The organism is Actinoplanes sp. NPDC024001 (assembly GCF_040638955.1).
In the GTDB taxonomy this organism is placed as follows: domain Bacteria; phylum Actinomycetota; class Actinomycetes; order Mycobacteriales; family Micromonosporaceae; genus Actinoplanes.
In genome coordinates this window covers 1-21,827 of sequence record NZ_JBEZZB010000123.1, presented here as the reverse complement: position 1 = coordinate 21,827, position 21,827 = coordinate 1, and the positions used below count along the sequence as shown (strand labels likewise).

General features: G+C 71.3%; 18 protein-coding genes. 4 read left to right on the top strand and 14 right to left on the bottom strand.

Translation table 11 applies throughout. From position 1 onward, the window contains the following. Positions 1-82: 82 nt before the first annotated feature. A complete protein-coding gene (locus AB0F81_RS35915) occupies positions 83-838 on the top strand; it encodes a DUF4386 domain-containing protein (protein ID WP_360204644.1) in 756 nt (251 codons plus the stop codon). On the opposite strand, the gene AB0F81_RS35910 is transcribed toward AB0F81_RS35915, so the two are convergent. The 7 genes from AB0F81_RS35910 to AB0F81_RS35880 form a co-directional block, all read right to left on the bottom strand. Then, positions 808-1,710, bottom strand: a complete 903-nt coding sequence (locus AB0F81_RS35910) for a sigma-70 family RNA polymerase sigma factor (RefSeq protein ID WP_360204641.1) — start codon at positions 1,708-1,710, stop codon at positions 808-810. The genes AB0F81_RS35915 and AB0F81_RS35910 overlap by 31 nt on opposite strands. Before the next feature lie 185 nt (positions 1,711-1,895). After that, a complete protein-coding gene (locus AB0F81_RS35905) occupies positions 1,896-2,198 on the bottom strand; it encodes a hypothetical protein (RefSeq protein ID WP_360204639.1) in 303 nt (100 codons plus the stop codon). A gap of 226 nt (positions 2,199-2,424) precedes the next feature. Beyond that, positions 2,425-4,449, bottom strand: a complete 2,025-nt coding sequence (locus AB0F81_RS35900) for a protein kinase (RefSeq protein ID WP_360204636.1) — start codon at positions 4,447-4,449, stop codon at positions 2,425-2,427. Positions 4,450-4,822: 373 nt separating this feature from the next. Next, positions 4,823-7,579, bottom strand: a complete 2,757-nt coding sequence (gene cphA, locus AB0F81_RS35895) for a cyanophycin synthetase (protein ID WP_360204633.1) — start codon at positions 7,577-7,579, stop codon at positions 4,823-4,825. After that, positions 7,576-8,361 carry a cyanophycinase gene (locus tag AB0F81_RS35890; RefSeq protein WP_360204630.1) on the bottom strand — a complete coding sequence of 262 codons (786 nt, stop codon included), beginning with the start codon at positions 8,359-8,361 and terminating at the stop codon, positions 7,576-7,578. Before AB0F81_RS35890 ends, cphA begins: the two co-directional genes overlap by 4 nt. 67 nt (positions 8,362-8,428) lie before the next feature. Continuing rightward, complete coding sequence (locus AB0F81_RS35885; RefSeq protein ID WP_360204627.1) at positions 8,429-10,000, bottom strand: MFS transporter; 1,572 nt, start codon at positions 9,998-10,000, stop codon at positions 8,429-8,431. Then, the gene (locus tag AB0F81_RS35880; protein WP_360204624.1) at positions 9,997-10,482 is read right to left on the bottom strand and encodes a helix-turn-helix domain-containing protein; all 486 of its coding nucleotides are present in this window, start codon (positions 10,480-10,482) and stop codon (positions 9,997-9,999) included. The genes AB0F81_RS35885 and AB0F81_RS35880 overlap by 4 nt, the downstream gene beginning before the upstream one ends. Positions 10,483-10,538: 56 nt before the next feature. Here AB0F81_RS35880 and AB0F81_RS35875 point away from each other — a divergent pair, with 56 nt between their 5' ends. Then, positions 10,539-11,054: a PaaI family thioesterase gene (locus AB0F81_RS35875; protein ID WP_360204621.1), complete on the top strand. Its 516-nt coding sequence runs from the start codon at positions 10,539-10,541 to the stop codon at positions 11,052-11,054. On the opposite strand, the gene AB0F81_RS35870 is transcribed toward AB0F81_RS35875, so the two are convergent. The 3 genes from AB0F81_RS35870 to AB0F81_RS35860 are packed head-to-tail and all read right to left on the bottom strand — an operon-like array spanning position 11,035 to position 14,012. Further along, positions 11,035-11,964, bottom strand: coding sequence for an acyl-ACP desaturase (locus AB0F81_RS35870; protein WP_360204619.1), 930 nt, complete (start codon positions 11,962-11,964; stop codon positions 11,035-11,037). The genes AB0F81_RS35875 and AB0F81_RS35870 overlap by 20 nt on opposite strands. Positions 11,965-12,001: 37 nt before the next feature. Beyond that, positions 12,002-13,312, bottom strand: coding sequence for a histidine--tRNA ligase (gene hisS, locus AB0F81_RS35865; RefSeq protein ID WP_360204616.1), 1,311 nt, complete (start codon positions 13,310-13,312; stop codon positions 12,002-12,004). Between the two features lie 13 nt (positions 13,313-13,325). Continuing rightward, positions 13,326-14,012: an MBL fold metallo-hydrolase gene (locus AB0F81_RS35860; protein WP_360204613.1), complete on the bottom strand. Its 687-nt coding sequence runs from the start codon at positions 14,010-14,012 to the stop codon at positions 13,326-13,328. 167 nt (positions 14,013-14,179) lie between these two features. On the opposite strand from AB0F81_RS35860, the gene AB0F81_RS35855 reads away from it, so the two are divergent. Both AB0F81_RS35855 and AB0F81_RS35850 read left to right on the top strand, forming a co-directional pair. Further along, the gene (locus AB0F81_RS35855) at positions 14,180-15,034 is read left to right on the top strand and encodes a peptidylprolyl isomerase (RefSeq protein WP_360204610.1); all 855 of its coding nucleotides are present in this window, start codon (positions 14,180-14,182) and stop codon (positions 15,032-15,034) included. Between the two features lie 38 nt (positions 15,035-15,072). Beyond that, positions 15,073-15,894 (top strand): peptidylprolyl isomerase, encoded by an 822-nt coding sequence (locus AB0F81_RS35850; protein ID WP_360204607.1) that lies wholly within the window; start codon positions 15,073-15,075, stop codon positions 15,892-15,894. Between the two features lie 133 nt (positions 15,895-16,027). Here AB0F81_RS35850 and AB0F81_RS35845 read toward each other — a convergent pair whose 3' ends face one another. The 4 genes from AB0F81_RS35845 to secD form a co-directional block, all read right to left on the bottom strand. Beyond that, complete coding sequence (locus AB0F81_RS35845; protein ID WP_360204604.1) at positions 16,028-18,487, bottom strand: bifunctional (p)ppGpp synthetase/guanosine-3',5'-bis(diphosphate) 3'-pyrophosphohydrolase; 2,460 nt, start codon at positions 18,485-18,487, stop codon at positions 16,028-16,030. Between the two features lie 186 nt (positions 18,488-18,673). Continuing rightward, the gene (locus AB0F81_RS35840; protein WP_360204601.1) at positions 18,674-19,234 is read right to left on the bottom strand and encodes an adenine phosphoribosyltransferase; all 561 of its coding nucleotides are present in this window, start codon (positions 19,232-19,234) and stop codon (positions 18,674-18,676) included. 68 nt (positions 19,235-19,302) lie between these two features. Continuing rightward, a complete protein-coding gene (gene secF / locus AB0F81_RS35835) occupies positions 19,303-20,487 on the bottom strand; it encodes a protein translocase subunit SecF (protein ID WP_360204598.1) in 1,185 nt (394 codons plus the stop codon). Between the two features lies 1 nt (position 20,488). Continuing rightward, on the bottom strand, positions 20,489-21,827 hold a 1,339-nt coding region (gene secD, locus AB0F81_RS35830; RefSeq protein WP_360204595.1), incomplete at its 5' end, for a protein translocase subunit SecD.

Genomic DNA, 21,827 nt, shown 5'->3' with positions numbered 1-21,827 from the left:
CCAACTCCCTTGACTTATCTCTGCACACCGTACAGCATCAGCAGCGAACGGAACTCTGCACGCCGTACAGAAATGGGTTGAGATGAATCTGCAAAGAGTGACGGGCTGGCTCTTCGTGGCCGCGACCGCGGCCTTCACGGCCGCCGCCGGCGTGCTCTCGGCGACCTTCGACTGGCCGGACATCCTGCGCGAGCCGGCTCCCGTGGTGCTCGCCGCCGTCCACGGCGGCGGCGCCGGGCTGGTCGGGACCTGGTTCGCGGTCGCCTGGACCTATGGGCTGCTCGCGGTGCCGGTGCTGCTGCTGGCCGCGGCTCTGGGCCGCGGGCCGGACCCGGTGCTGCGGGCGGCCGCGGCGATCGGCGCGGCCTCGGCACTGCTCTCGCTGATCGGCTTCCTGCGCTGGGTGTTCGTCGTGCCCGCGCTGGCGTCGTCCTGGGCCGGCGGTGACGAGGTGACCCGAGCCGCGGTCGAGGCGGCCTGGACGGCGCAGCACCAGTTCGGCGGGGCGCTGCTGGGCGAACATCTGGGCCAGGTGCTCGCGGTGGTGTGGTCGGCGACGGTCGCCGTGGTCGCGCTCCGGTCCCCCGCCCTGCCCCGGTGGCTCGGCGGGACCGGGCTGGCCGCCTCGGCGCTCTACCTGCTCAACCAGGGTGACGTGCTGGCGACAGCGGCGCCCGGCTTCCCGGTGTGGGAGCCGGCCGGCCTGATCGGGAGCACGGCCTGGGGGCTCTGGATCGTCGCGCTGGGCGTGGTGCTGATCATGCGCGGAGGGCGGCCGGTGGCCGCCCTCCGTGAACCTCGGGCCACTCAGGCCGCGACCGCGATCGGCACTCCGTGACTGTCGGTCAGCGCGAGCCTGGTGTGCAGGCTCCCCTGCTGCGCGACCTTCGCGAAATACTCCGACCGCCGCCGTTGCAGGCACCCCTTGCGGGTCCGCGGACCGCCCGCCGCGACGGTGAGGAGTTCCGGCGCGAGCGAACTGTTCAGACCCTCCCGCAGCAGCCGGAGAGCCTCCGTCCGCAGCTGGGAGATCCGCGACTCGGTGACCCCGAGCCGTGCCGCCACCTCGCTGAGCGGCTGCTCCTGCAGGAACGACTCCTCCACGACCTGGCGCAGCCGCTCGGGCAGCGCCTGGACGGCCTGGTGCAGGTAACCCAGTCGTTCCCGCTTCAGCAGCAGATCCTCCGGCCCCTCGGACGTCTCCGGCACCATCTCCTCGGCCGCGCCGGTGGGGAAACCCTGGAGACTGAGCAGGGAAGCCTTCTGCACGTCGTCCTCGACGCTGGCCAGCTCGGAGACCCCGATCCCGAGCACCTCGGCCACCTCGGCGTCGCTCGGCGTCCGGCCGAGCGCGGCGATGAGCTCCTGCCGGGCCGCGGCCGCGCGCCGGGCACGGGCCCGGACGGACCGGCTGGCCCAGTCCTGGCCACGGAGCTCGTCCAGCAGAGCGCCGCGGATCCGCACCGCGGCGAAACGATGGAACGGGATGCCACGGGTCACGTCGAAAGAACGGGCGGCGCCGAGCAGGGCCGCGAACCCGGCTGACGAGAGGTCATCTGCGTGGACATGGCCGGGTACCCGGTTGAGCAATTCCCGGACCAGATGGCCAACCATCGGCATGTTTTCGCGGATCAGGTCCTCGATGTCGCGCGCCGAGGGCGCGTCGTGGGCGGTGCCGATGGTGGCGGGGAGTTCGGTCGTGGTGGTCACGTAGTCCTCCTCGCTCATACGAACCGGCTGGTGAAACCGGCTGACGAGAAGAACAGTGGCCGCCGTAGGGTGCAGCGGAGCCCGAACTCGGTTGCTTTTGTGGAGTTTTTTCACGAAAAGCCTCAGGCCCATAGGGACCAGTGCGGACCCCGGGCAGCCCGGCCACCGGGGCCGGGCCGAGGCGGTCAGTGCAGGACCGGCGTCCGCGGCGCCAGGACCTCGGCCAGCTCAGTGTGCACCCAGGCCATCCGCCGCACGGCGGCATCCGGGTGGTCGCCGAACTCGGTGGCGACGCCGGCCGCGCACCCGTCGCTGCCGTGATGCAGGATCATCGTGGTGATCGCCTGCTCCACCGACTCGCGGGTGGGACACTCAGACGGCTGTAAGCACGAGACGAAGAGTGCCTCGGCAGCCAGATCCCTGATTGTGCTGATCATGTCGAACTCCCCGATGTCGACGACCTGCTGATAGTTGTCGTGAGATCTCACCGACGGCGATCGGCGTGTGGGTCCTCGCCCATCATCCTCGTGGGCGGCGCACCAGCCAGCAGCCACGCCGGGCGAACGCGTGCAGCGCGGGCGCCTGTCGGTCTCAACCTCACCGTAACGCGGCGATCGGTGGTCCGGCCTGTGGTTTTCACCGGTCTCCGACCCGATCGCCGCGTTGTGCCCATGAACCTTTTTTAAACCTGCTATCCGGCAAATTTCGGCCGGCTCACTCCTCGGTCGTCGTGCAGTCCGCCGGATCGCAGCCGTCCACCGACTGGCCCGGCTCCGGGGGCGCCGAGATGGTGGTCTTGCTCGGCTCCGGGTCCGGCTCGGGGTTGCGCGACGGGCCCTGCGAGTCCGGCGGGGGTGGCGGCGGCGGCACCTGCGACGTCGCGCTCTTCGACGGCGACGGCGAGGTGGCCGGGCTGGTGCTGGTGCCGGGCGCCGGGCGGCTCGGCGGGCGGGGGTTCGACGGCTTGCTGGGCGACCGGCTGGGCCGGATCACCACGTCGCCGCTGGGCCCGATCGAGACGTCCGACGACGGGGTGTCGCCGGCGTCGCCGAGTCGCACCTGACCGTCGGAGAGGTGCTCGACCGGCCGGGACGGCTCACCGGGCTCGCTCGACACATAGGTCTCGCAGGTCTCGCCGTTGAGCTTGAAGACCATCGGCGCCGCGTTGCTCTCCCGATAGCGGCCGGTGATCTGCATGGTGGTGGTCTGCTGCGAGTCCAGCGAGGCCGCCGAGGTCACCTTGACCGCCCGGTCGTGCTGGTCGAGGGCGACCTTGCCGTTGCCGGAGACGACCTGGTCGCCGGGGAGCAGGAACCACAGGTCCCAGTCCTCGACCGCCCTGTCGGCCCGGTTGGCGAGCGTCACCTGGGCCTTGAACCGCCCGTTCGCGTCGGACCAGACCGCGTAGCTGACCACGCACTCGCCGGCCGGCGGGACGACGCTGGGCTGCGGCACGGTCACCGCCTTGGCCGCCTTGTCGTCCGAGGGCTGCCCGATCGCGGTCCACCCCCAGGTGAGGCCGCTGAGCAGGGCGACCGTGCCGGCCACCACGACGACGCGCCGGATCCGCACCTGGGTGCGGCTGGCGCCCGGCGGCGGGCCGGGGGGTGACCCGGCGGACGGGTTGCCCGCACCGGGCCGCAAAGGCGGGTACGCGGCCGCTACGGAAGCCGGCAGCTGCTCATGCTTGCCCGCCTCGCCCGCAGCCGCCGCGGGCTCCGTGGCAGCCGCTGAGGCGGCCGGAACACCGGCGTCCGGATCGGTCGGGCCCTCCGAGCTCACCGTGCCGAGCTCGGCGGCCGCCGGGCCGAACCCCGTGTAGGGATAACCCGAGGGCAGGATGAACGTGTCCTCGCCGTCCTCCCAGTCGGCGTCGAAGCCGGAGGTGATCAGCGGGGCCGAGGCCGAGACACCGGCCAGCACGTGCGCCATCTCGGCGCTGGACGGCCGGTCCGACGGGCGTTTCTCCAGGCAGCGGCCGATCAGCGCGTCCACCGCGGGCGGCAGCCCCTCGACCGGCGGCAGCGGGTCGGGCTCGGTGTACTGATGGGCGCGCAGCAGCGCGGTGGTGGTGCCCACGTCCCACGGCAGCTGGCCGATCAGCATCCGGTAGACCAGCAGGCCCACCGCGTAGACGTCGGTGGCCGGGCTGACCTGGCCGCCCTCCAGCCGCTCCGGCGCCAGATAGGCCGGGGTGCCGAGCAGCTGGCCGTCGTCGTCGGTGTCGTTCTCCCCGATCAGCGCGGAGATGCCGAAGTCGACGACCTTGGCGCCGGCCGGGGTGAGCATGACGTTGGCCGGGGTGACGTCGCGGTGCACGATGCCCCGCGCGTGCGCCGCGGCGAGCGCGGCCGCGACCTCGGCGCTGATCCGCACGGCGGTGGGCCACGGCAGCACCCGGACCCGGGCCAGCACCGCGGCCAGCGACTCGCCGTCGACCAGCTCCATCACGACATAGGGCACCGGCTCACCGTCGACGGTGGTCGCCTCGCCGTAGTCGTAGACGTTGGTGATGTGCGGGTGGGTGAGCCGCGCCGCGGCCTGCGCCTCCGCACGAAGTCTGCGCCGGAAGGAAGGATCGGCACTCGTCGAGGGCGGCAGGACCTTCACGGCGACCTGGCGCCCCAGCACCTCGTCGAACCCTCGCCAAACCACTGACATCCCGCCGGCGCCGAGACGCTCGACCAGTCTGTACCGACCAGCGAGCAGTCCCGAACCGGGCAGGTCCGTCGTGCTCATGTGCCCCCACATGCGCGCTTCGAGGAAAACGCCGGGCTGCACCGCCATGCCGCTCGACGCCGGGCGAGTCGGGCCCACCACCGGACCCCGAGCATCCCCCATCGACGGCGAGGATGTTAGTCCCTATCGGTCACCAGTTCGACCCGGGAGAGCGGGATCTACCAGGGACTAGTTACGGTCAGTGGGGATTTGTAACGTGCCCCTGCGGCGTACCTCACCGTGGCGGGAAGGGCTTTCCGACACAGCTCGCACACAGAGCGCCACGACAGCGTGGGGGGATGGCCCGATTCGTCGGAACTTGCGCCTTCAACCTTGCGGGGGTCCCTCCTCCGGCCCAGTTCACGATCGGTCAACAACTCGCTACTGAGCGAGATCAAGAGTGTCCATGATCTGTCAATGTCAGTTCGCCCGGGCGCATCCGGCGACGGCGTGAGCCGGGAGCCGGCTCCCGCGGCAGCGCGGTGGCGGGCACGATCGGCGCCCCGCCGGCCGGCACCGCGCCCAGCTCGGCCAGCAGAGCCCGCATCGGCGCCCACTTCTCGTAGATCACCAGCAGCACGTCGCCCGGACCGGCGAGCCGCAGGGCCCGGGTGACCGCGTCCCGGTAGCCGTCCGCGCGGACCGCGCTCAGCTGCGGCCGCCGGGCCCGCATCTCCCGCTCGACCAGCGCCGAGACCTCGCCCGGCGCCCGGCCTCGCGGATCGCAGTCCTCGTAGAGCACCGCGCGGGTCACCCCGTCGGCGACCACCTGGGCCGAGGCGGCCAGCAGATCGTCACGCCGGTCCCCCGGCAACGTGACCGCCGCTACGCAGCGTTCGGCGCCCCAGAGCCGGTGAAGAGTACGCAGAGTAGCCGCGAGAGCCGCCGGGTTGTGGGCGTAATCGAGATAAATCGAGACCTCCCCGTGACGGAACAGGGTGCCCCGCCCCGGGTTCTCGGTGGCCGGGTCGAACTCGGCGAGCCGGTCCACCAGCGTCTCGGGCCGGGCTCCGAGGGCACGGGCGGCCGCGATCGCCGCGAGGGTGTTCGCCGCCACGTGCAGGGCGGCGCCGCCGTACGCGCCGGGCACCTCGGCCAGCCGCACCAGCGGGGTGCGCCGCGCCCCGGTCGCCTGGACCAGCCAGCCGTCGTGCAGCACGTACGCCGTGGCCCCGCGCGCCAGATGCTCGGTGATCACCGGGTGGCCGGCGTCCAGGCCGAACCAGACGATGCGCTTGCGGTCGGCCCGGACCCGGGGCCGGTCGGCGAGGCTGCGCACCCAGGGGTCGTCGGCGTTGAGGACCAGCGTCCCGCCGTCCCGGACCCGCTCGGCGACCACGGCCTTGACGTGCGCCAGGTCCTCGATCGAGTCGAGGCCGTCCTGGCCGAGGTGGTCCGCCGTGATGTTGGTGACCACCCCGACGTCGGACCAGTCGTAGCCCAGTCCGCGGCGCACCAGCCCGCCGCGCGCGGTCTCCAGCACGGCCACCTCCACCTGCGGGTCGCCGAGCACCATCTGCGCCGAGCGGGGCCCGGTCGCGTCGGACACGTGCACGGTACGGCCGTCGATGGTGACGCCGTCGGTGCTGGTCGCGCCGACCCGGGTGCCGCTGCCGCCGAGCAGATGAGCGGTGAGCCGGGTGACCGTGGTCTTGCCGTTGGTCCCGGTGACCGCCACGGTGGGGATCCGCCCGTCCGAGCCGGCCGGGAACATCGCCCGCACGATCGCGTCGCCGACGTCCCGGGGCCGGCCGTGCACCGGGGCGAGGTGCATCCGCAGCCCGGGCACCGCGTTCACCTCGATCACCCCGGCCGTGACCTCGTCCGGCTCACCGGCCGGCGGCACCGGCGCGGCGATGTCCGGCAGCCGCAGGTCGATGCCGGCGATGTCCAGGCCGACCAGCGCGGCGACCCGCTGGCAGAGCCGGGTCACGTCGGGATGGACCTGGTCGGTGACGTCCCGGCTGGTGCCGCCGGTGGAGAGGTTGGCGTTCTGGCGCAGCCACACGATCGCGCCGGCCGCGGGCACGCTCTGCGCGGTGAGCCCGCGGGCGCTCAGCAGCCGCTCGTCCAGCTCGATCCGGGTGAGCATCCGGGAGTGGCCGGGGCCCCGGCGCGGGTCCGCGTTGACCTGGTCGACGAGTTCCCGGACGGTGGACCGGCCGTCGCCGGTCACGTGCGCGGCGATCCGCTCGGCGGCGGCCACCACCTCGCCGGCGACCACGAGGATCCGGTAGTCGCGGCCGCCGAGCTGCCGTTCGACCACCACGTCGCCGCCCGCCTCGGTGCAGGCCCGCTCCACGTCGGCCGGGGTGTTCAGGTTCAGCGCCACGTGGCGGCCGTGGTGGCCGTGCCGGGGTTTCACCACCACCGGGGCGCCGAGGGCGGCCAGCAGGCGTACCGCCTCGCCGGGGCCGCGCGCCGCGCCGCCGGGTGCGACCGGGATGCCCGCCTCGCCGAGCAGGCGGCGGGTGACGTGCTTGTCGCCGGCGATGTCGACGCCGACGCCGCTGGTGCGGTCGGTCATCGCGGCCCAGGCCAGCCGCCGCCGGACGCCCCAGCCGAGCCGGACCAGGCTGAGGTCGTCGAAACGTTCCACCGGGATGCCGCGGCGGCGGGCGGCCGCGATGATCGACCGGGTGCTGGGCCCGGTGGCCTCGCGCTCGGCGAGCGCCGCCAGGCCGGAGAGCCGCTCGCCCAGCGCGCCGGCGGACGGGCCGGTGGTGCCCGCGTGCACCTCGAGGACCAGGCTGATCGCGGTCTCCAGCAGCTCGCCCGGTACGCCGGACTCCGGCGACTCGTCCACCGGGCACTCGATGATCACGTCGTACACGCCGGGCTCGCCGGCCGAGACGGTCCGGCCGAAGCTGACGTCCCGGCCGATCAGCTGGGAGAGCTCCAGGCAGACGTGCTCGGTGACGTGCCCGAAATAGGTCCCGTTGCGCAGCCGGCTGACGAACCCGCCCGGCGCGCCGGCCGCGCAGTGGTGCTCGGCGAGCCCCGGCAGCGCCCGCAGCAGACGCTCGGTGAAGCCCGTGACGTCGCAGGTCTCCTGCCCGGTCAGCTCCTCCAGGCGCAGCCGGGCGACCACCGCCGGGCGGGACAGGTAGACGTTGGGGCCACGCAGGCGGCGCAGCGTTTCGATCTTCATGCGGCTCGTCCCCGTTCTGCGGCCGGTTGACGGCCCGTGAGATGGAAGGTGTATCCGGCCGGCAGCACGTGGACGCGCGCCCCGGTCAGCGCGATCGGCCCGGCCGGCGGCACGTCGATGTCGGTGGCGCATCCGGCGTCGACGACGGTGACCGCGCCGCTGCCCAGCACCTCGAACCGGTCGCCGTCGGTGAGGATCGCGGTGTCCTCGTCGATCCCGACGCCCAGCTCGTGCGGATAGCGGGCGACCGCGCTGAGCAGGCGGTTCAGCCGGCCACGCTCGGCGAAGTGCTGGTCGATCAGCACACAGGGCAGGAATTCCAGGCCCGGTTCGGTGGTGACGCACCGCGCGGCCACTCCGGTGCCCTCGCCGCCGGTGATCATGGTGCCGGACATCATGGCGGCGCCCGCACTGGTGCCGCCGAGCAGCACCGTCCCGCTTTCGACGAGGGTGTGCAGCAGGGTGTCGACCCGGGTTCCGCCGATCACCCGGGTGATGCGCTCCTGGTCTCCCCCGGTGAAGAAGACGCCGGTGGCGGCACGCAGTTCCGCTTCGGCCTCGGGCGCGTTCGCCTCGGTCCGGCTGGAGAGACGCAGCGCGTGCACCGTGCCGGCGCCGAGGGCGGAGAACTTCTCGACGTACGCGGCCTCGGCGGTCTCCGGCGACTCGCTGGCCGTCGCGATCACCACGATCCGGGCCGCGGCGGCGCCGGCCAACTCGACGAACCGCAGGAGCAGGGCCGGCCCGGCGGCCCCGCCCATGATCAGTAGCCGGCCCTCCATCGTTCCTCCTCGTGGAACCCGAACGGGCTACTCCTGAGGATATTCGGAACAAAACCGAAACATCTGGCTAATCGGAGTTGTCGGGCAGCAGGTGGGTGACCGTCGGCGGGCCCTCGGCGAGGGCGACCAGCTTCTCCTCGGCCCGCTCGTCCTCGCCGGTCAGCCGTCCCTCGTGCTGGCGCAGGTGCTCCTCCCAGGTCGGCACCAGGTAGACCTCGACGAAGACCGCCGGGTCGGCGCCGTCCCGGAACAGTCCCCACTGGGTCGCCCCGGTGCGCTGCCGCGACCAGCGCAGCTCGTGCATCCCGGCGGCGAAGACCTCGGCGTTCTCCGCGGGCACCCGGTAGCGGGCGGAGACCAGGATCGGGCCGTCGTCGAGGTGCGGCTGGAGCATCAGGTGCGGTTCGGCCCAGAAGACGGCCGGGCTCTGGTCCCGCTCCTCGTGGGTGTGGACGGGCAGCAGCCGTACGCTCAAGGCGCCCGCCAGCATCACCGCCGCGGCGGTGCCGAAGGTCTCGGTGAGGCCGAAGGCCTCGGCGACCTGACCCCACAGCAGCGCGCCGACCGCCTGCCCGCCGGCGAAGAAGAGCTGATAGATGGCGAGCGCCCGGGCCCGCACCCAGTTCGGCAGCAGCAGCTGCAGCGCCGCGTTCATCCGCGAGACCAGCATCATCCAGGCCAGTCCCGCCCCGACGAGCACGGACGTGACCGCGACCGGGTGCGGCACCAACGCGATCACCAGCAGCGCCGCGCCGTAGACCAGACCGGTCCCGGCGATCATCTGATCGGTGCTGAACAGGACCCGGGCCCGGGGCATCAGCAGCGCGCCGATGATCGCGCCCACACCGAGCGCGGCCAGCAGCACGCCGTAACCGCTGGCGCCGAGGCCGAGCTCCTCGCGGGCGATCACCGGCAGCAGGCCCCAGATCGCGCTGCCGGGCAGCACGAACAGCAGCACCCGGCCCAGGATCCGGCGGATCACCGGGGAGTAGCGGACAAACCGGCCGCCGGCACGCAGCGCCGATCCGAAGTGCTCAGGGTGAGCGGTGGGGGTGCGCGGCGGCCGCCGCCACAGCAGCAGGACCAGCGCGAACACCGCGAAGGAGAGCGCGTTGAGCGCGAACACCGCAGCCGGGCCCGCGTGCGCCACCAGCAGCCCGCCCACGGCCGGCCCGGCCGAACGCGCCAGGTTGGTATTCACCGCGCCGAGCGCGGAGGCGGCGGGCAGCTCGTCGTGCGGCACCACCTCGGGAATCAGCGCCTGCCAGGACGGCAGCGTCAGCGCCTGCCCGGCGCCCAGCAGGAAGGTGAAGACCAGCAACAGCGCGGGCGGCATCCGGTCCAGCGCGGTCAGCGCGGCCAGGGCCGCGCCCACACCGAAGAGCCCGATCTGTACGCCGAGCAGCAGCCGCCTGCGGTCGAGGGTGTCCGCCAGCGCCCCGGACGGCAGGGCGAACAGCAGCACCGGGAGCGTGGTGACGGCCTGCACCAGGCTGACCCAGGTCGCCGCGTTCGGCTCGTGCACCACCTGCCACTGGGCGCCGACGGTCTGCATCCACGTGCCGACGTTGCCGGCCAGCACGGCCAGCCAGAGCATCCGGAACACCGGCCGGCGCAGCGGCGCCCAGGAGTCGATCACCGCCTCCTGGTACCCGGGCCGGGCCGGGGCGCCACGGCCCGTTTGTCGGTGATCGTGTGCCCCTGCGCACAGTGCATCTCGACCCGCACCTCGGCGTCGCAGTCGCGGTGGGCGTACTCGATCGGCGGGCCCTCGGGATCGGCGAGGTACCGGTTGCCCCACTCGGCGACAGCGATCAGCACCGGATAGAGGTCGAAGCCCTTCTCGGTGAGCCGGTACTCGTGGCGCACCCGGGCGCCGGGCTCCTGGTAGGGCTGGCGGCGCAGCACCCCGTGCTCGACCAGCGCGGCCAGCCGGTTGGTCAGCACCTGGCGCGGGATGCCGGTCCGCACCCGCATGTCGTCGAAGCGCCGGATCCCGCTGAACACCTCGCGCAGGACCACGATCGTCCACTTCTCCCCGAGGATCGCCATCGCCCGGCTGATCGTGCAGTTGTCGACGGACCAGTTCAGGGCGTCCGGGGGTGTGACGTTTCCGACCATGCCGTGAAGGCTAGGTCTCGTTGACAGACGCAGCAAGCCCGTGACAGCCTGCGTCCATGACGCAGACTCAGGATGCTCCCGCTCCGGCCCGCACCCGCACCTTCAGCTGGAGCGACCCGACCGAGCACGCCGCGCTGCTCGGCCGGCGCAGCGGTCTGGAGCTGCTGCAGGCGATGTCCACCGGCGAGCTGCCGCCGCCGCCGATCATGCACCTGATCGGCGCGGCCGGCATGCGGGCCGAGGAGGGCAGCGTCACCCTCGAGCTGGAGCCGCAGGAGTTCCACTACAACCCGCTCGGCACCGTGCACGGCGGCGTGATCTCCACGCTGCTCGACACGGCCGCCGCCTGCTCGGTGCACAGCACCCTGCCGGCCGGCGTCGGTTACACCAGCATGGACCTCAACGTGAAGTTCCTGCGCGCGGTCACCGTCGCGTCCGGACGGCTCACCTGCACCGGCGCGGTCCTGCAGCGCGGGCGACGCACCGCCCTGGCCGAGGCCCGCCTCACCGACGCCGCCGGCCGCCTGCTCGCCCACGCCACGTCCAGCTGCCTCATTTTCGAGCTTCCCTGACCTTGCGGGCCTCGCGCTTCTCCTCGAAGCGGGCGGCCTGCGTCTCCAGGTCGGTCATGTGCGCGTCCAGCTCCTCGCGGGCCCGCTCCCCCTCGGGGCCGAGGTCGGTGCGGTCCCAGACGTTCCACTGCCGCAGCACCGGCGCCAGCACCTCGTCGCGGTGCTGGCGCAAGTCGTAGATCCCGGCCAGGGCGATCGACAGCGCCTTGCGCCCGAAGCCCTCGATGGTGGCGCCGGGCATCTGGAAACCGGCCGCGACGTCGGTGACCGCACGCATCGCCTCGTTCGGCGCCAGGTCGAAGGCCGCGGCGAGCAGGTTGCGGTAGAAGACCATGTGCAGGTTCTCGTCGGCGGCCACCCGGGCGAGCAGCTGCTCGGCGATCGGGTCGCCGGTGGCCTTGCCGGTGTTGCGGTGCGAGATGCGGGTGGCGAGTTCCTGAAAGGCCACGTACGCCACCGAGTGCAGGACCTCGTCGGAGTGGGCGTTGGTGTAACCGGACTCCATGTGGGTCATCCGGGCCCGCTCCAGCGCCACCGGGTCGACGCCCCGGGTCACGGTCAGGTAGTCACGGATGGCGATGCCGTGCCGGCCCTCCTCGGCGGTCCAGCGGTGCACCCAGGTGCCCCACGCCCCGTCCCGGCCGAAGAGCGTCGCGATCTCGTGGTGGTACGACGGCAGATTGTCCTCGGTGAGCAGATTGACGATAAGCGCGGTCCGTGCCACATCCGGCAGGTCCGAGTCGTCCGGACGCCACGGCTCACCGTCCAGGACGCCGTCGAAGGTACGCCCGGAGCTCCACGGCACGTACTCGTGCGGGAACCACTCCTTGGCCAGCAAAAGGTGCCGGTCGAGGTTGGTGGCCACGACCGGTTCCAGTTCGATCAGCAGCGTGGTCTGGTCCAGCGGCATGCCGTCAAGGTAACCGCTGGACCACGATCACGCGGCGTCAGTTCGCCGATACCACCGGATACAGATCGGCGGCCGGCGGCGCCCACTCCGCGGCGGAGGCCTCCACCTGCTCCCCGGAGCGGATGTCCTTCACCGTGTCCGGCTCGCCGGGGAACCAGACATAGGGAATCCCGCGCCGGTCGGCGAACTGGATCTGCTTGCCGAACTTCGCCGCGGTCGGCGCCACCTCGGTGGGGATGCCCCGCCGGCGCAGCGCGGACGCGATCCGCTCGCAGTCGGCCCGCTTCTCCTCGGTGGGCACGGCCACCACGACACAGGTCGGCACCGACCGGGAGACGCCCAGCGCGTCCTGCCCGAAGAGGATGCCGAGCAGCCGCGAGACACCGATCGAGATGCCCACGCCCGGGAAGCGGGTGTTGCCGACCGAGGCGAGCGTCTCGTAACGGCCGCCGGAGCAGACCGAGCCGAACCGCTCGTAGCCGCGCAGCTGGGTCTCGTAGACCGTGCCGGTGTAGTAGTCCAGCCCGCGCGCGATCTTCAGCTCGGCGCGCACCAGGCCGGGCGCGTGCTCCTCGGCGGTCTCGACGACCTGGAGCAGCTCCGCCAGGCCCTCGTCGAGCAGCGGATCGGTCACGCCGAGCGCGCGCACCCGGTCCACCACCGAGGCGTCGGAGCCGGAGATCTCGGCCAGTCTCAGGCACGCCGTGGCCTGCGCGTCGGTGGCGCCCACGGTCTCCGCCAGCAGAGCCGTCACCTTGTCCGGGCCGATCTTGTCGAGCTTGTCGACCGTACGCAAAACCTGGGCCGTGTCGGAGAGGCCCAGGCCGCGGTAGAAGCCCTCGCAGACCTTGCGGTTGTTGACCTGGATGACCGCCGGCGGGATCGGCAGCGACCGGAACACGTCACCGATCACCAGCGGCATCTCGGTGTCGAAGTGGAACGGCAGGGTGTCCCGGTTGACCACGTCGATGTCGGCCTGCAGGAACTCGCGGTAACGGCCCTCCTGCGGCCGCTCACCGCGCCACACCTTCTGGATCTGGTAGCGGCGGAACGGGAACTGCAGCTTGCCGTGGTTCTCCACGACGAACCGTGCGAACGGGACGGTCAGGTCGAAGTGCAGGCCGAGCTGGTCCTCCCGCTTGGACAGGTCGTCCTCCTGCAGCCGGCGCAGCAGGTAGACCTCCTTGGAGGTCTCCCCTTTCGACAGCAGGGTCTCGACCGGCTCGACGGCGCGGGTCTCCAGCGGGGCGAACCCGTAGAGCTCGAAGGTGGATCGGATCTTGTCGAGCACGAACTGCTCGATCATGCGCTGCGGCGGCAGCCATTCAGGGAAACCGGAAATGGGCACTATCTCTCCAGAGTCAGAAACCGCGGCCGGGCGCGGCGATCAGCTCCCGCAGGTACGGGTTGGACGCGCGCTCACGGCCGATGGTGGTGGCCGGTCCGTGGCCGGGCAGCACGACGGTCTCGTCGGCCAGCGGCAGGATCTTGTCCCGCAGGCTGGTCATCATCGTCGCCGTGTCGCCGCCCGGCAGGTCGGTGCGCCCGATGGACCCCGCGAAGAGCACGTCACCGGAGAAACAGACGTCCTCCGACGATGCGCCCGGCAGGCGGAACAGCACCGACCCGCCGGTATGGCCTGGCGCGTGGTCGACCGTCACCTCGAGGCCGGCGATCGACAGCACCGCGCCGTCGGTCAGCTCGGCCACGTCGTCCGGCTCGGAGTACTGCAACCGGCCGCCGAAGAGCTGGGTGAGGTCGGCGCTGAGCCCCTTGGCCGGATCGGCGAGCATCTCCCGATCCGCCGGGTGCACGTAGGCCGTGATGCCGCGCGCGCCGCAGACCGGCGCGACGGAGAAGGTGTGATCCAGGTGGCCGTGGGTGAGCAGCACCGCGGCCGGTGAGAGGCGGTGTTCCGCCAGCACCTCGTCGAGTTGGTCGAGCACACCGATGCCGGGATCGACGATCAGGCACTGCTCGCCCGGACCGGCGGCCACCACATAGCAGTTGGTGCCGAAGGCCTCGGCCGGAAAGCCGGTGACGAGCACGGTGACGACCTCTCTTCAGATGGGTCCGAATCGTAACGAGCCTAGCCGGACCTCCGCACACCACTTTCTCAGGAGGTACCCGTACACTCTTGCGGGCGTGTGGCGTGCCGCACCCCTTGACAGGCACAGGCGTTCCTTTTGATTCAGGTAGGGAAGGACAGCGTTCGGTGGCTTCCAGCAGGGACCGGCAGCGCAAGCTCGCGCGGGCGAAATTCGATCGGCAGTTGGCCCGCCGTGCCGAGCGTGAGCGCCGTCGTCGCCGGATCTGGGCCGGTGTCGGCACCGCGACCGCGCTGGTGCTGGTGATCGCCGGTGGCGCCTGGATCGGCGGCGCCTTCGACAGCGACGAGCCCACCGAGACCACGGCGGGTGACGTCTGTCTCTGGACCCCGCAGAACGCGACGGCCAACACCGACCTCAAGGAGGTCGGCACACCGCCCACCAAGGACCTGCCGGAGACCGGCACGGAGACCATGACGGTCACCACCAACCGGGGCGCGCCGATCGTCGCCAGCCTCGACGTCGCCAGCGCCCCGTGCGCCGCGGCGAGCTTCACCTACCTGGCGGGCAAGGCGTTCTTCGACAACACCGACTGCCACGAGATCACCGCCGAGGGCGCGCTGCGCTGCGGTGACCCGAGCGGCACCGGCAACGGCGGCCCGACCTACAGCTTCTACGACGAGAACGTGCCGGCGGCCCCGGCGCCCGCACCGAGCGCGAGCGCCGCCCCGGCCGACACCGTCCTCTACCCGGCGGGCACGGTCGCGATGATCGGCAACCCGCCCGGGTCGAACAGCAGCCAGTTCCTCCTCTTCTTCAAGGACTTCAAGCCGGCCGAGCCGAAGTACTCGATCGTCGGCCAGGTCACCAGCGGCCTCGAGACGCTGACCGCGATCTCCAAGATCCCGACGGTGGAGAACAGCGCGGGCGACAAGGTCAAGCCCAAGGAGAAGATCACCATCCAGTCCCTGACCGTCGGTGCGGCCGCCTCCGCGGCCCCGTCGGCCAGCGCCCAGTCGTGAGTTATGTGATGGACGAAGACAGCAGCAGGGAGAACACCGTGTCGTCGATCAAGGACCGGCAGCGCGCGGCGGCGCGGGCCCGGCTCGAGAAGGAGATGGCCGAGCGCTCGGCGGCCGCGCGCAAGCGCCGCCGTCAGCAGGCGATCATCGGCTCCGCACTCGCGGTGGTCGTCATCGCCGGCGCGGCCTTCTGGGTCGTCACCATGATGCGCGAGGACGACAAGACGAGCACCGGCGCGCAGGCCGGCACCGTCAGCTGCACCTGGACCCCATCCGACGAGGCGACCGGTGGCAAGGTCAAGGACGTCGGCCTCCCGCCGACCACGGTGCCCAACGTCGGCACCAGCACCCTGACCTTCGACACCAACCTCGGCGCCATCGAGGCGAGCATCGACCTGTCCAAGGCCCCGTGCACCGGCGCCAGCTACAAGCACCTGGCCGAGAAGAAGTTCCTCGACAACACCAAGTGCCACCGGCTGGTCAACGAGGCGTCGTTCAAGGTCCTGCAGTGCGGTGACCCGTTCGCCACCGGCAAGGGCTACCGCGAGAGCGACGGCACCGGCGGCCCGAGCTACACGATGGTCGAGGAGAACCTGCCGACCGACACCGCGAAGCCGTACCCCGCGGGCTCCATCGCGATGGCCAACACCGGCCAGCCCGGCAGCACCGGCAGCCAGTTCTTCATCGTCGCCGAGGACACCCAGCTCCCGCCGAACTACACGCTGCTCGGCAAGATCACCAAGGGCCTCGACGTGGTCCAGACCGTGGTCAAGGCCGGCGACGACGGCGCCTTCAAGGCGTCCGCCGGCGGCGGTCACCCCAAGAAGGAACTGCTGATCAAGACCATGACGGTCGTCTAGGCAGGCGAGCAAGCAGAAAAGGGCGGCCCCGGCAGGGGTCGCCCTTTTTTCCTGCATTCGTACGACACAGCCGCGGCCATCTGCCCGCTCACGGCCGCAGCGCGACCGCCGGGCTGATGCCCGGGGTCGCGCTTCAGGCGCCCGAGGTGACCCGGTAGGCGTCGAACACCCCGTCCACCTTCCGCACCGCGGCGACCAGGTGGCCCAGGTGCTTCGGGTCGGCCATCTCGAAGGTGAACCGGCTGACCGCCACCCGGTCGCGCGTCGTGGTGACCGTCGCGGACAGGATGTTCACCCGCTCCTCGGAGAGCACCCGGGTGACGTCGGCGAGCAGCTTGTGCCGGTCGAGCGCCTCCACCTGGATGGCCACCAGGAACGTGGACGCCGACGTCGGCTTCCAGCTGACCTCGACCACCCGTTCACTCTGCTCCCGCAGGTCCTGGGCGTTGGCGCAGTCCTCCCGGTGCACGCTCACGCCGCCGGAGCGGGTGACGAAGCCGAAGACCGCGTCGCCCGGCACCGGGGTGCAGCAGCGGGCCAGTTTCACCCAGACGTCCGAGACGCCCTTGACCACCACACCCGGGTCCTGCGCGGTGCTGCGGTTGCGCGGCGGCCGGGTCGCGACGGCGGTCTCGGCGATGTCCTCGACCGCGCCCTCCTCGCCGCCGAAGCCGGCGACGAGTTTCGACACCACGGACTGCGCGGAGACCGCGTTCTCCCCCACCGCCGCGTAGAGCGAGGCCACGTCGGCCAGGTGCAGGTCGCGGGCGATGGTCGTCAGGTTCTCGCCGGTCAGCATGCGCTGCAACGGCAGGCCCTGCTTGCGCATCGCCTTGACGATCGCGTCCTTGCCGACCTCGATCGCTTCCTCGCGGCGCTCCTTGTTGAAGAACTGCCGGATCTTCGTCCGCGCCCGGGGGCTCTTCACGAAGCCGAGCCAGTCCTGCGTCGGGCCGGCCGTGTTCGACTTCGACGTGAAGATCTCGATCACGTCGCCGTTGGAGAGCGTCGACTCCAGCGGCACCAGCTTGCCGTTGACCCGCGCGCCGATGCACTTGTGCCCGACCTCGGTGTGCACCGCGTAGGCGAAGTCGACCGGGGTCGAGCCGGTGGGCAACGGGATGACGTCGCCCTTCGGCGTGAAGACGTAGACCTCCTGGCTGGAGAGGTCGAACCGCAGCGCGTCCAGGAACTCGGATGGGTCGCTCGCCTCGCGCTGCCAGTCGAGCAGCTGCCGCAGCCAGGTCATCTCGTCGATGTGCGCCGGCGGGCCGACGATCGTCGCGCCCTTCTGCTCCTTGTACTTCCAGTGCGCGGCGATGCCGAACTCGGCGGTGCGGTGCATCGCGAAGGTCCGGATCTGCATCTCGACCGGCTTGCCGGTCGGGCCGATGACCGTCGTGTGCAACGACTGGTACATGTTGAATTTCGGCATCGCGATGTAGTCCTTGAACCGGCCCGGCACCGGCTGCCAGTTCGCGTGGATGACGCCCAGCGCGGCATAGCAGTCGCGGACCGTGTCGACCAGGATGCGGACGCCGACCAGGTCGTAGATGTCGTTGAAGTCGCGGCCCCGCACGATCATCTTCTGATAGATCGAGTAGAGGTGCTTGGGCCGGCCGGTCACCTCGGCCTTGATCTTCGCCGACTTGAGATCGAGCTGGACCCGGTTGGTCACCTGGCGCAGCAGCGCCTCACGCTGCGGCTGGTGCTCACCGATCAGGCGGTTGATCTCCTCGAACCGCTTGGGGAAGAGCGTGCCGAAGGCCAGATCCTCCAGCTCCCACTTGATCGTGTTCATACCGAGCCGGTGGGCCAGCGGGGCCAGGATCTCCAGCGTCTCCTTGGCCTTCTGCTCCTGCTTGGCGCGGGGCAGGAAGGTCAGGGTGCGCATGTTGTGCAGCCGGTCGGCCAGCTTGATCACCAGGACCCGGGGGTCCTTGGCCATCGCCACGACCATCTTGCGGATCGTCTCGGCCTTGGCCGCGTCGCCCAGCTTCACCCGGTCGAGCTTGGTCACGCCGTCGACCAGCAGCGCCACCTCGGCACCGAAGTCGTTGCGCATGTTCTCGAGCGAGTAGTCGGTGTCCTCGATGGTGTCGTGCAGCAGCGCCGCCACCAGCGTGGTGGTGTCCATCCCGAGGTTGGCCAGGATCGTCGCCACCGCGAGCGGGTGCGTGATGTAGGGGTCGCCGGACTTGCGGTACTGCCCCGAGTGCCAGCGGGCGGCGACGTCGAACGCCTTCTGCAGGGCGCGGGCGTCCGCCTTGGGATGGCTGGCCCGGTGGGTCGCAATCAGCGGCTCGAGGACCTCGCTGACCTGCGTGCTCTGCCAGGGCGCGTTGAACCGGGCGAGCCGGGCCCGGACCCGGCGCCCGGTCGGGGCACTGGCCAGGCCGGCGAACCCGCTCGGCTCGTCAGCGGGAGACAGCGGCTGGGTCGAGTCGACGTCTCCGACGGGGACCGCCGGACGCGGGTGGGACTTCTCGTCGGAGCGGACCTGTTCGCCGGGCGTAGCCTCGCCCGAGCCGGTCTGCGAGTTCTGGGTCGGTTGCACCGTGCCCTCCGCCCGAGGGGCGACGTCGCTGGACACCGGCCTCCTCACACCTTCGCCAGGGTTATTTTTAAGAACCTCGCCGGTCGCGGCCGGTCGCTGAAGTGATGCGCACCCAGGGATGGGTTCCTTGGACCGCCCATCCTACCCGCACCGCCCGGGCGCGTGTCCCGGCCGAACCTACGATTGAGCAGGCTCGACCGGGCGAAAATCATCGAAGGCGGATCAAACGGTCAACAGAGCGTGCACACTGCGCGACCCGAGGCGCTCCCGGCCGTTGAGGAAGCCCAGCTCCATCAGCACCGAGAAGCCGGAGACCACGCCGCCGGCCTGCTCGACCAGGTCCATCGTCGCCGCCGCGGTCCCGCCGGTGGCGAGCACGTCGTCGACCACCAGCACCCGCTGGCCGGCCAGGAACGCGCCCTCGTGCACCTCCAGGGTGGCCTGGCCGTACTCCAGGTCGTAGGAGGCGGAGAAGGCGGGACGGGGCAGCTTGCCGGCCTTGCGCACCGGCACCACGCCGACCCCGGTGGCGTACGCGATCGCGGCGGCCACCACGAACCCGCGGGCCTCCACGCCGGCCACCACGTCGAACGAGGCCGCGCCGTGGTGCGCCACGATGCCGTCGACCACCCTGCGGAAGGTCGGGCCGTCGCCGAAGAGCGGCATCAGGTCCTTGAAGAGGATCCCCGGCTTGGGGAAGTCGGGCACGTCCACGGTGCCGCTCGCGACCAGTGCCGCCAGCTCCGGCCCGCTGTCCCCGGTCGCCTTGTTCTCGCTTGTCACGGCGGACAGCCTAGTGACATGGCAACGGCCCGCCACCTCCAGGAGGTGGCGGGCCGTTGCGTGAGACGTCAGCGGCGCTTGCCGCCGGGCCGGTTGCCGGCCCCGCCGCCGCCACGATTCGTGGTGTTGCGCTTGGCGGCCGGGCGGGCGCCCGGACGCGGCGTGCTGCCGCCGGCCAGCACGGACACCTCGTCCGAGGCGGTCGCGTTGGCGGCACGGGCACGCTCGGCCTTCGGCGCGACGTCGCTGGAGCGCTGCGCCCGGCGGGCCAGGACCCGGGCGTTGTGCGCCTTGATCTTCGGCTCCTGGTCCTTCAGCGCGCTCAGCACCGGCGCGGCGAACACGATCGACGAGATGACGCCGAAGCCCATGCCGACGAAGAGCACCAGGCCGAGGTCCTTCAGCGTGCCGGCGCCCAGGAACCCGGCGCCGATGAAGAGCAGACCACCGACCGGCAGCAGCGCCACCAGACCGGTGTTCAGCGAACGCATCAGGGTCTGGTTGACCGCCAGGTTGGTCGCCTCGGCGTAGGTCCGGGTGCTGCCGGCCGTGATGCCCCGGGTGTTCTCCTGGACCTTGTCGAAGACGACCACCACGTCGTACAGCGAGTAACCCAGGATCGTCAGGAAGCCGATCACCGTGGACGGGGTGACCTCGAACCCGACCAGCGAATAGACACCGGCGGTCATCACCAGGTCGAAGAGCAGCGAGGCGAGCGCCGCCACCGCCATCCGCCACTCGAAGCGGACGATCAGGTAGGCGACCACCAGCACCAGGAAGATCACCAGACCGAGGATGGCCTTCTCGGTGACCGCGTCACCCCAGGCCGACGAGACCTGGTTGTCGCTCACCTCGTCGGCGCTGACCCCGAGGTCCTCGACCAGGGCGGCCTTGACCTCCTCGGCCTCCGCCGCGGTGAGAGCCGGGGCCCGCACCGTGTAGCTGGCGTCGTCGCCGTTGCCGACCTGCTGCGCCGCGCCGATCTCGGCGTCCGGGTCGACGCTCTGCACGGCACGCTCGACCGCGTCGCGCGCCTCGTCCTGGGTGATCTCGCCCTGGGCGGTGGACGCCGGCACGGTGAACGAGGTGCCGCCGGCGAACTCGATGCCGAGCTCGAAGCCCCGGATCAGGAAGCTGCCGATCGAGACCGCCAGCAGCGCGGCCGCGATGGTGAACCAGAGCTTGCGGCGGCCGACGATGTTGAGATTCGCCTCGCCCTGGTACAGGCGAGTGGCGAGACCGGGACGGGCCATGTCAGGCCTCCTTCACGCGCGAGGAGGCGGGCTCCTCGGACTGGGTGCGCAGGACGCGGCCCAGGCCGCTGACCCGCGGCGACATGAACGCCTTGGTGTTGGCGAACATCGTCATGATCGGGTGACGGAAGAGGAAGACCACGAGCAGGTCGAGCACCACGGACAGACCCATCGCGAAGGCGAAGCCCTGTACCGCGCCGATCGAGACGATGTACAGCACCACCGCACACAGAATCGTGATCGTGTTGGCCGAGATGATCGTCCGCCGGGCCCGGTGCCAGGCCCGCGGCACCGCGCTCCGCGGTGTCCGGCCCTCGTGGATCTCGTCCTTGAGTCTCTCGAAGTAGATGACGAACGAGTCGGCCGCGACACCTAGCGACACGATGAAACCGGCGATACCGGCCAGGGTCAGGGTGAAGCCCATCGTCCGGCCCAGGAAGACCAGCGCACCGAAGGTGAGCAGCGCGGAGAGCGCCAGGCTCAGGAAGATCACCGAGCCGAGCAGGCGGTAGTAGAAGAACGCGTAGATCGCCACCAGGCCCATGCCGATCGCGGCGGCGAGCAGGCCCGCCTCGAGCTGCTGGATACCGAGGGTCGCGGAGACCGTCTGCATCGGGCCGGCCTCGAAGTTGACCGGGATCGCGCCGAACTTCAGCTTGTCGGCGAGGTCCTTCGCGGTGACCGCGTTGAAGTCACCGGTGATCTGCGACTGGCCGCTCAGCACGCCCTGGATCTCCGGCGCGGAGATGACGTCCTTGTCCAGGACCACCGCGACGGCGCAGTGCTGGCTCGCGCCGATCTGGGTCGCCGCCGTGTAGCAGGCGTCGGCGCTGGTGGCGTTGTACGCCTTGCGGGTCAGCTCGGTCCACTTGGTCTGACCGGCGCTCTCGAAGTCCAGCGACACGACCCACTGGCCGGTCGTCTGGTCCATCTGCGGGCTGGCGCCGGCGATGTCGTCACCGGTCACCTCGGCCTTGTCCAGCATCACCTTGGCGCCCGAGTAGCACGCGACGACCTCGGCGTTGATGTCGTCGATCGCGCCGTTGGGCCGCTTGTTGAGCTGGTCGCAGCTGATCGTCGGGACGTTGAACTGCATCTTCGCCGGAAGCACGTTGACCTCGGGACCGCTCAGCGTGGAGAACGCCTTGAACGGCAGGCCGGCCTTCGGGTCGGCGGACAGGTCGACCGGGGCGGTCAGCTTCTCGGCCGCGGTCCAGGTCTTGTCGCCGATCTTCTTCTTCACATCGGCGAGCAGCTGCTTGTTGTCCGCGGAGAGCGGCGCCGGCGCGGGCGCGGCGGCCGACGGAGCGGCGGCGGGCTGGGAAGCGGCGGCCGACGGC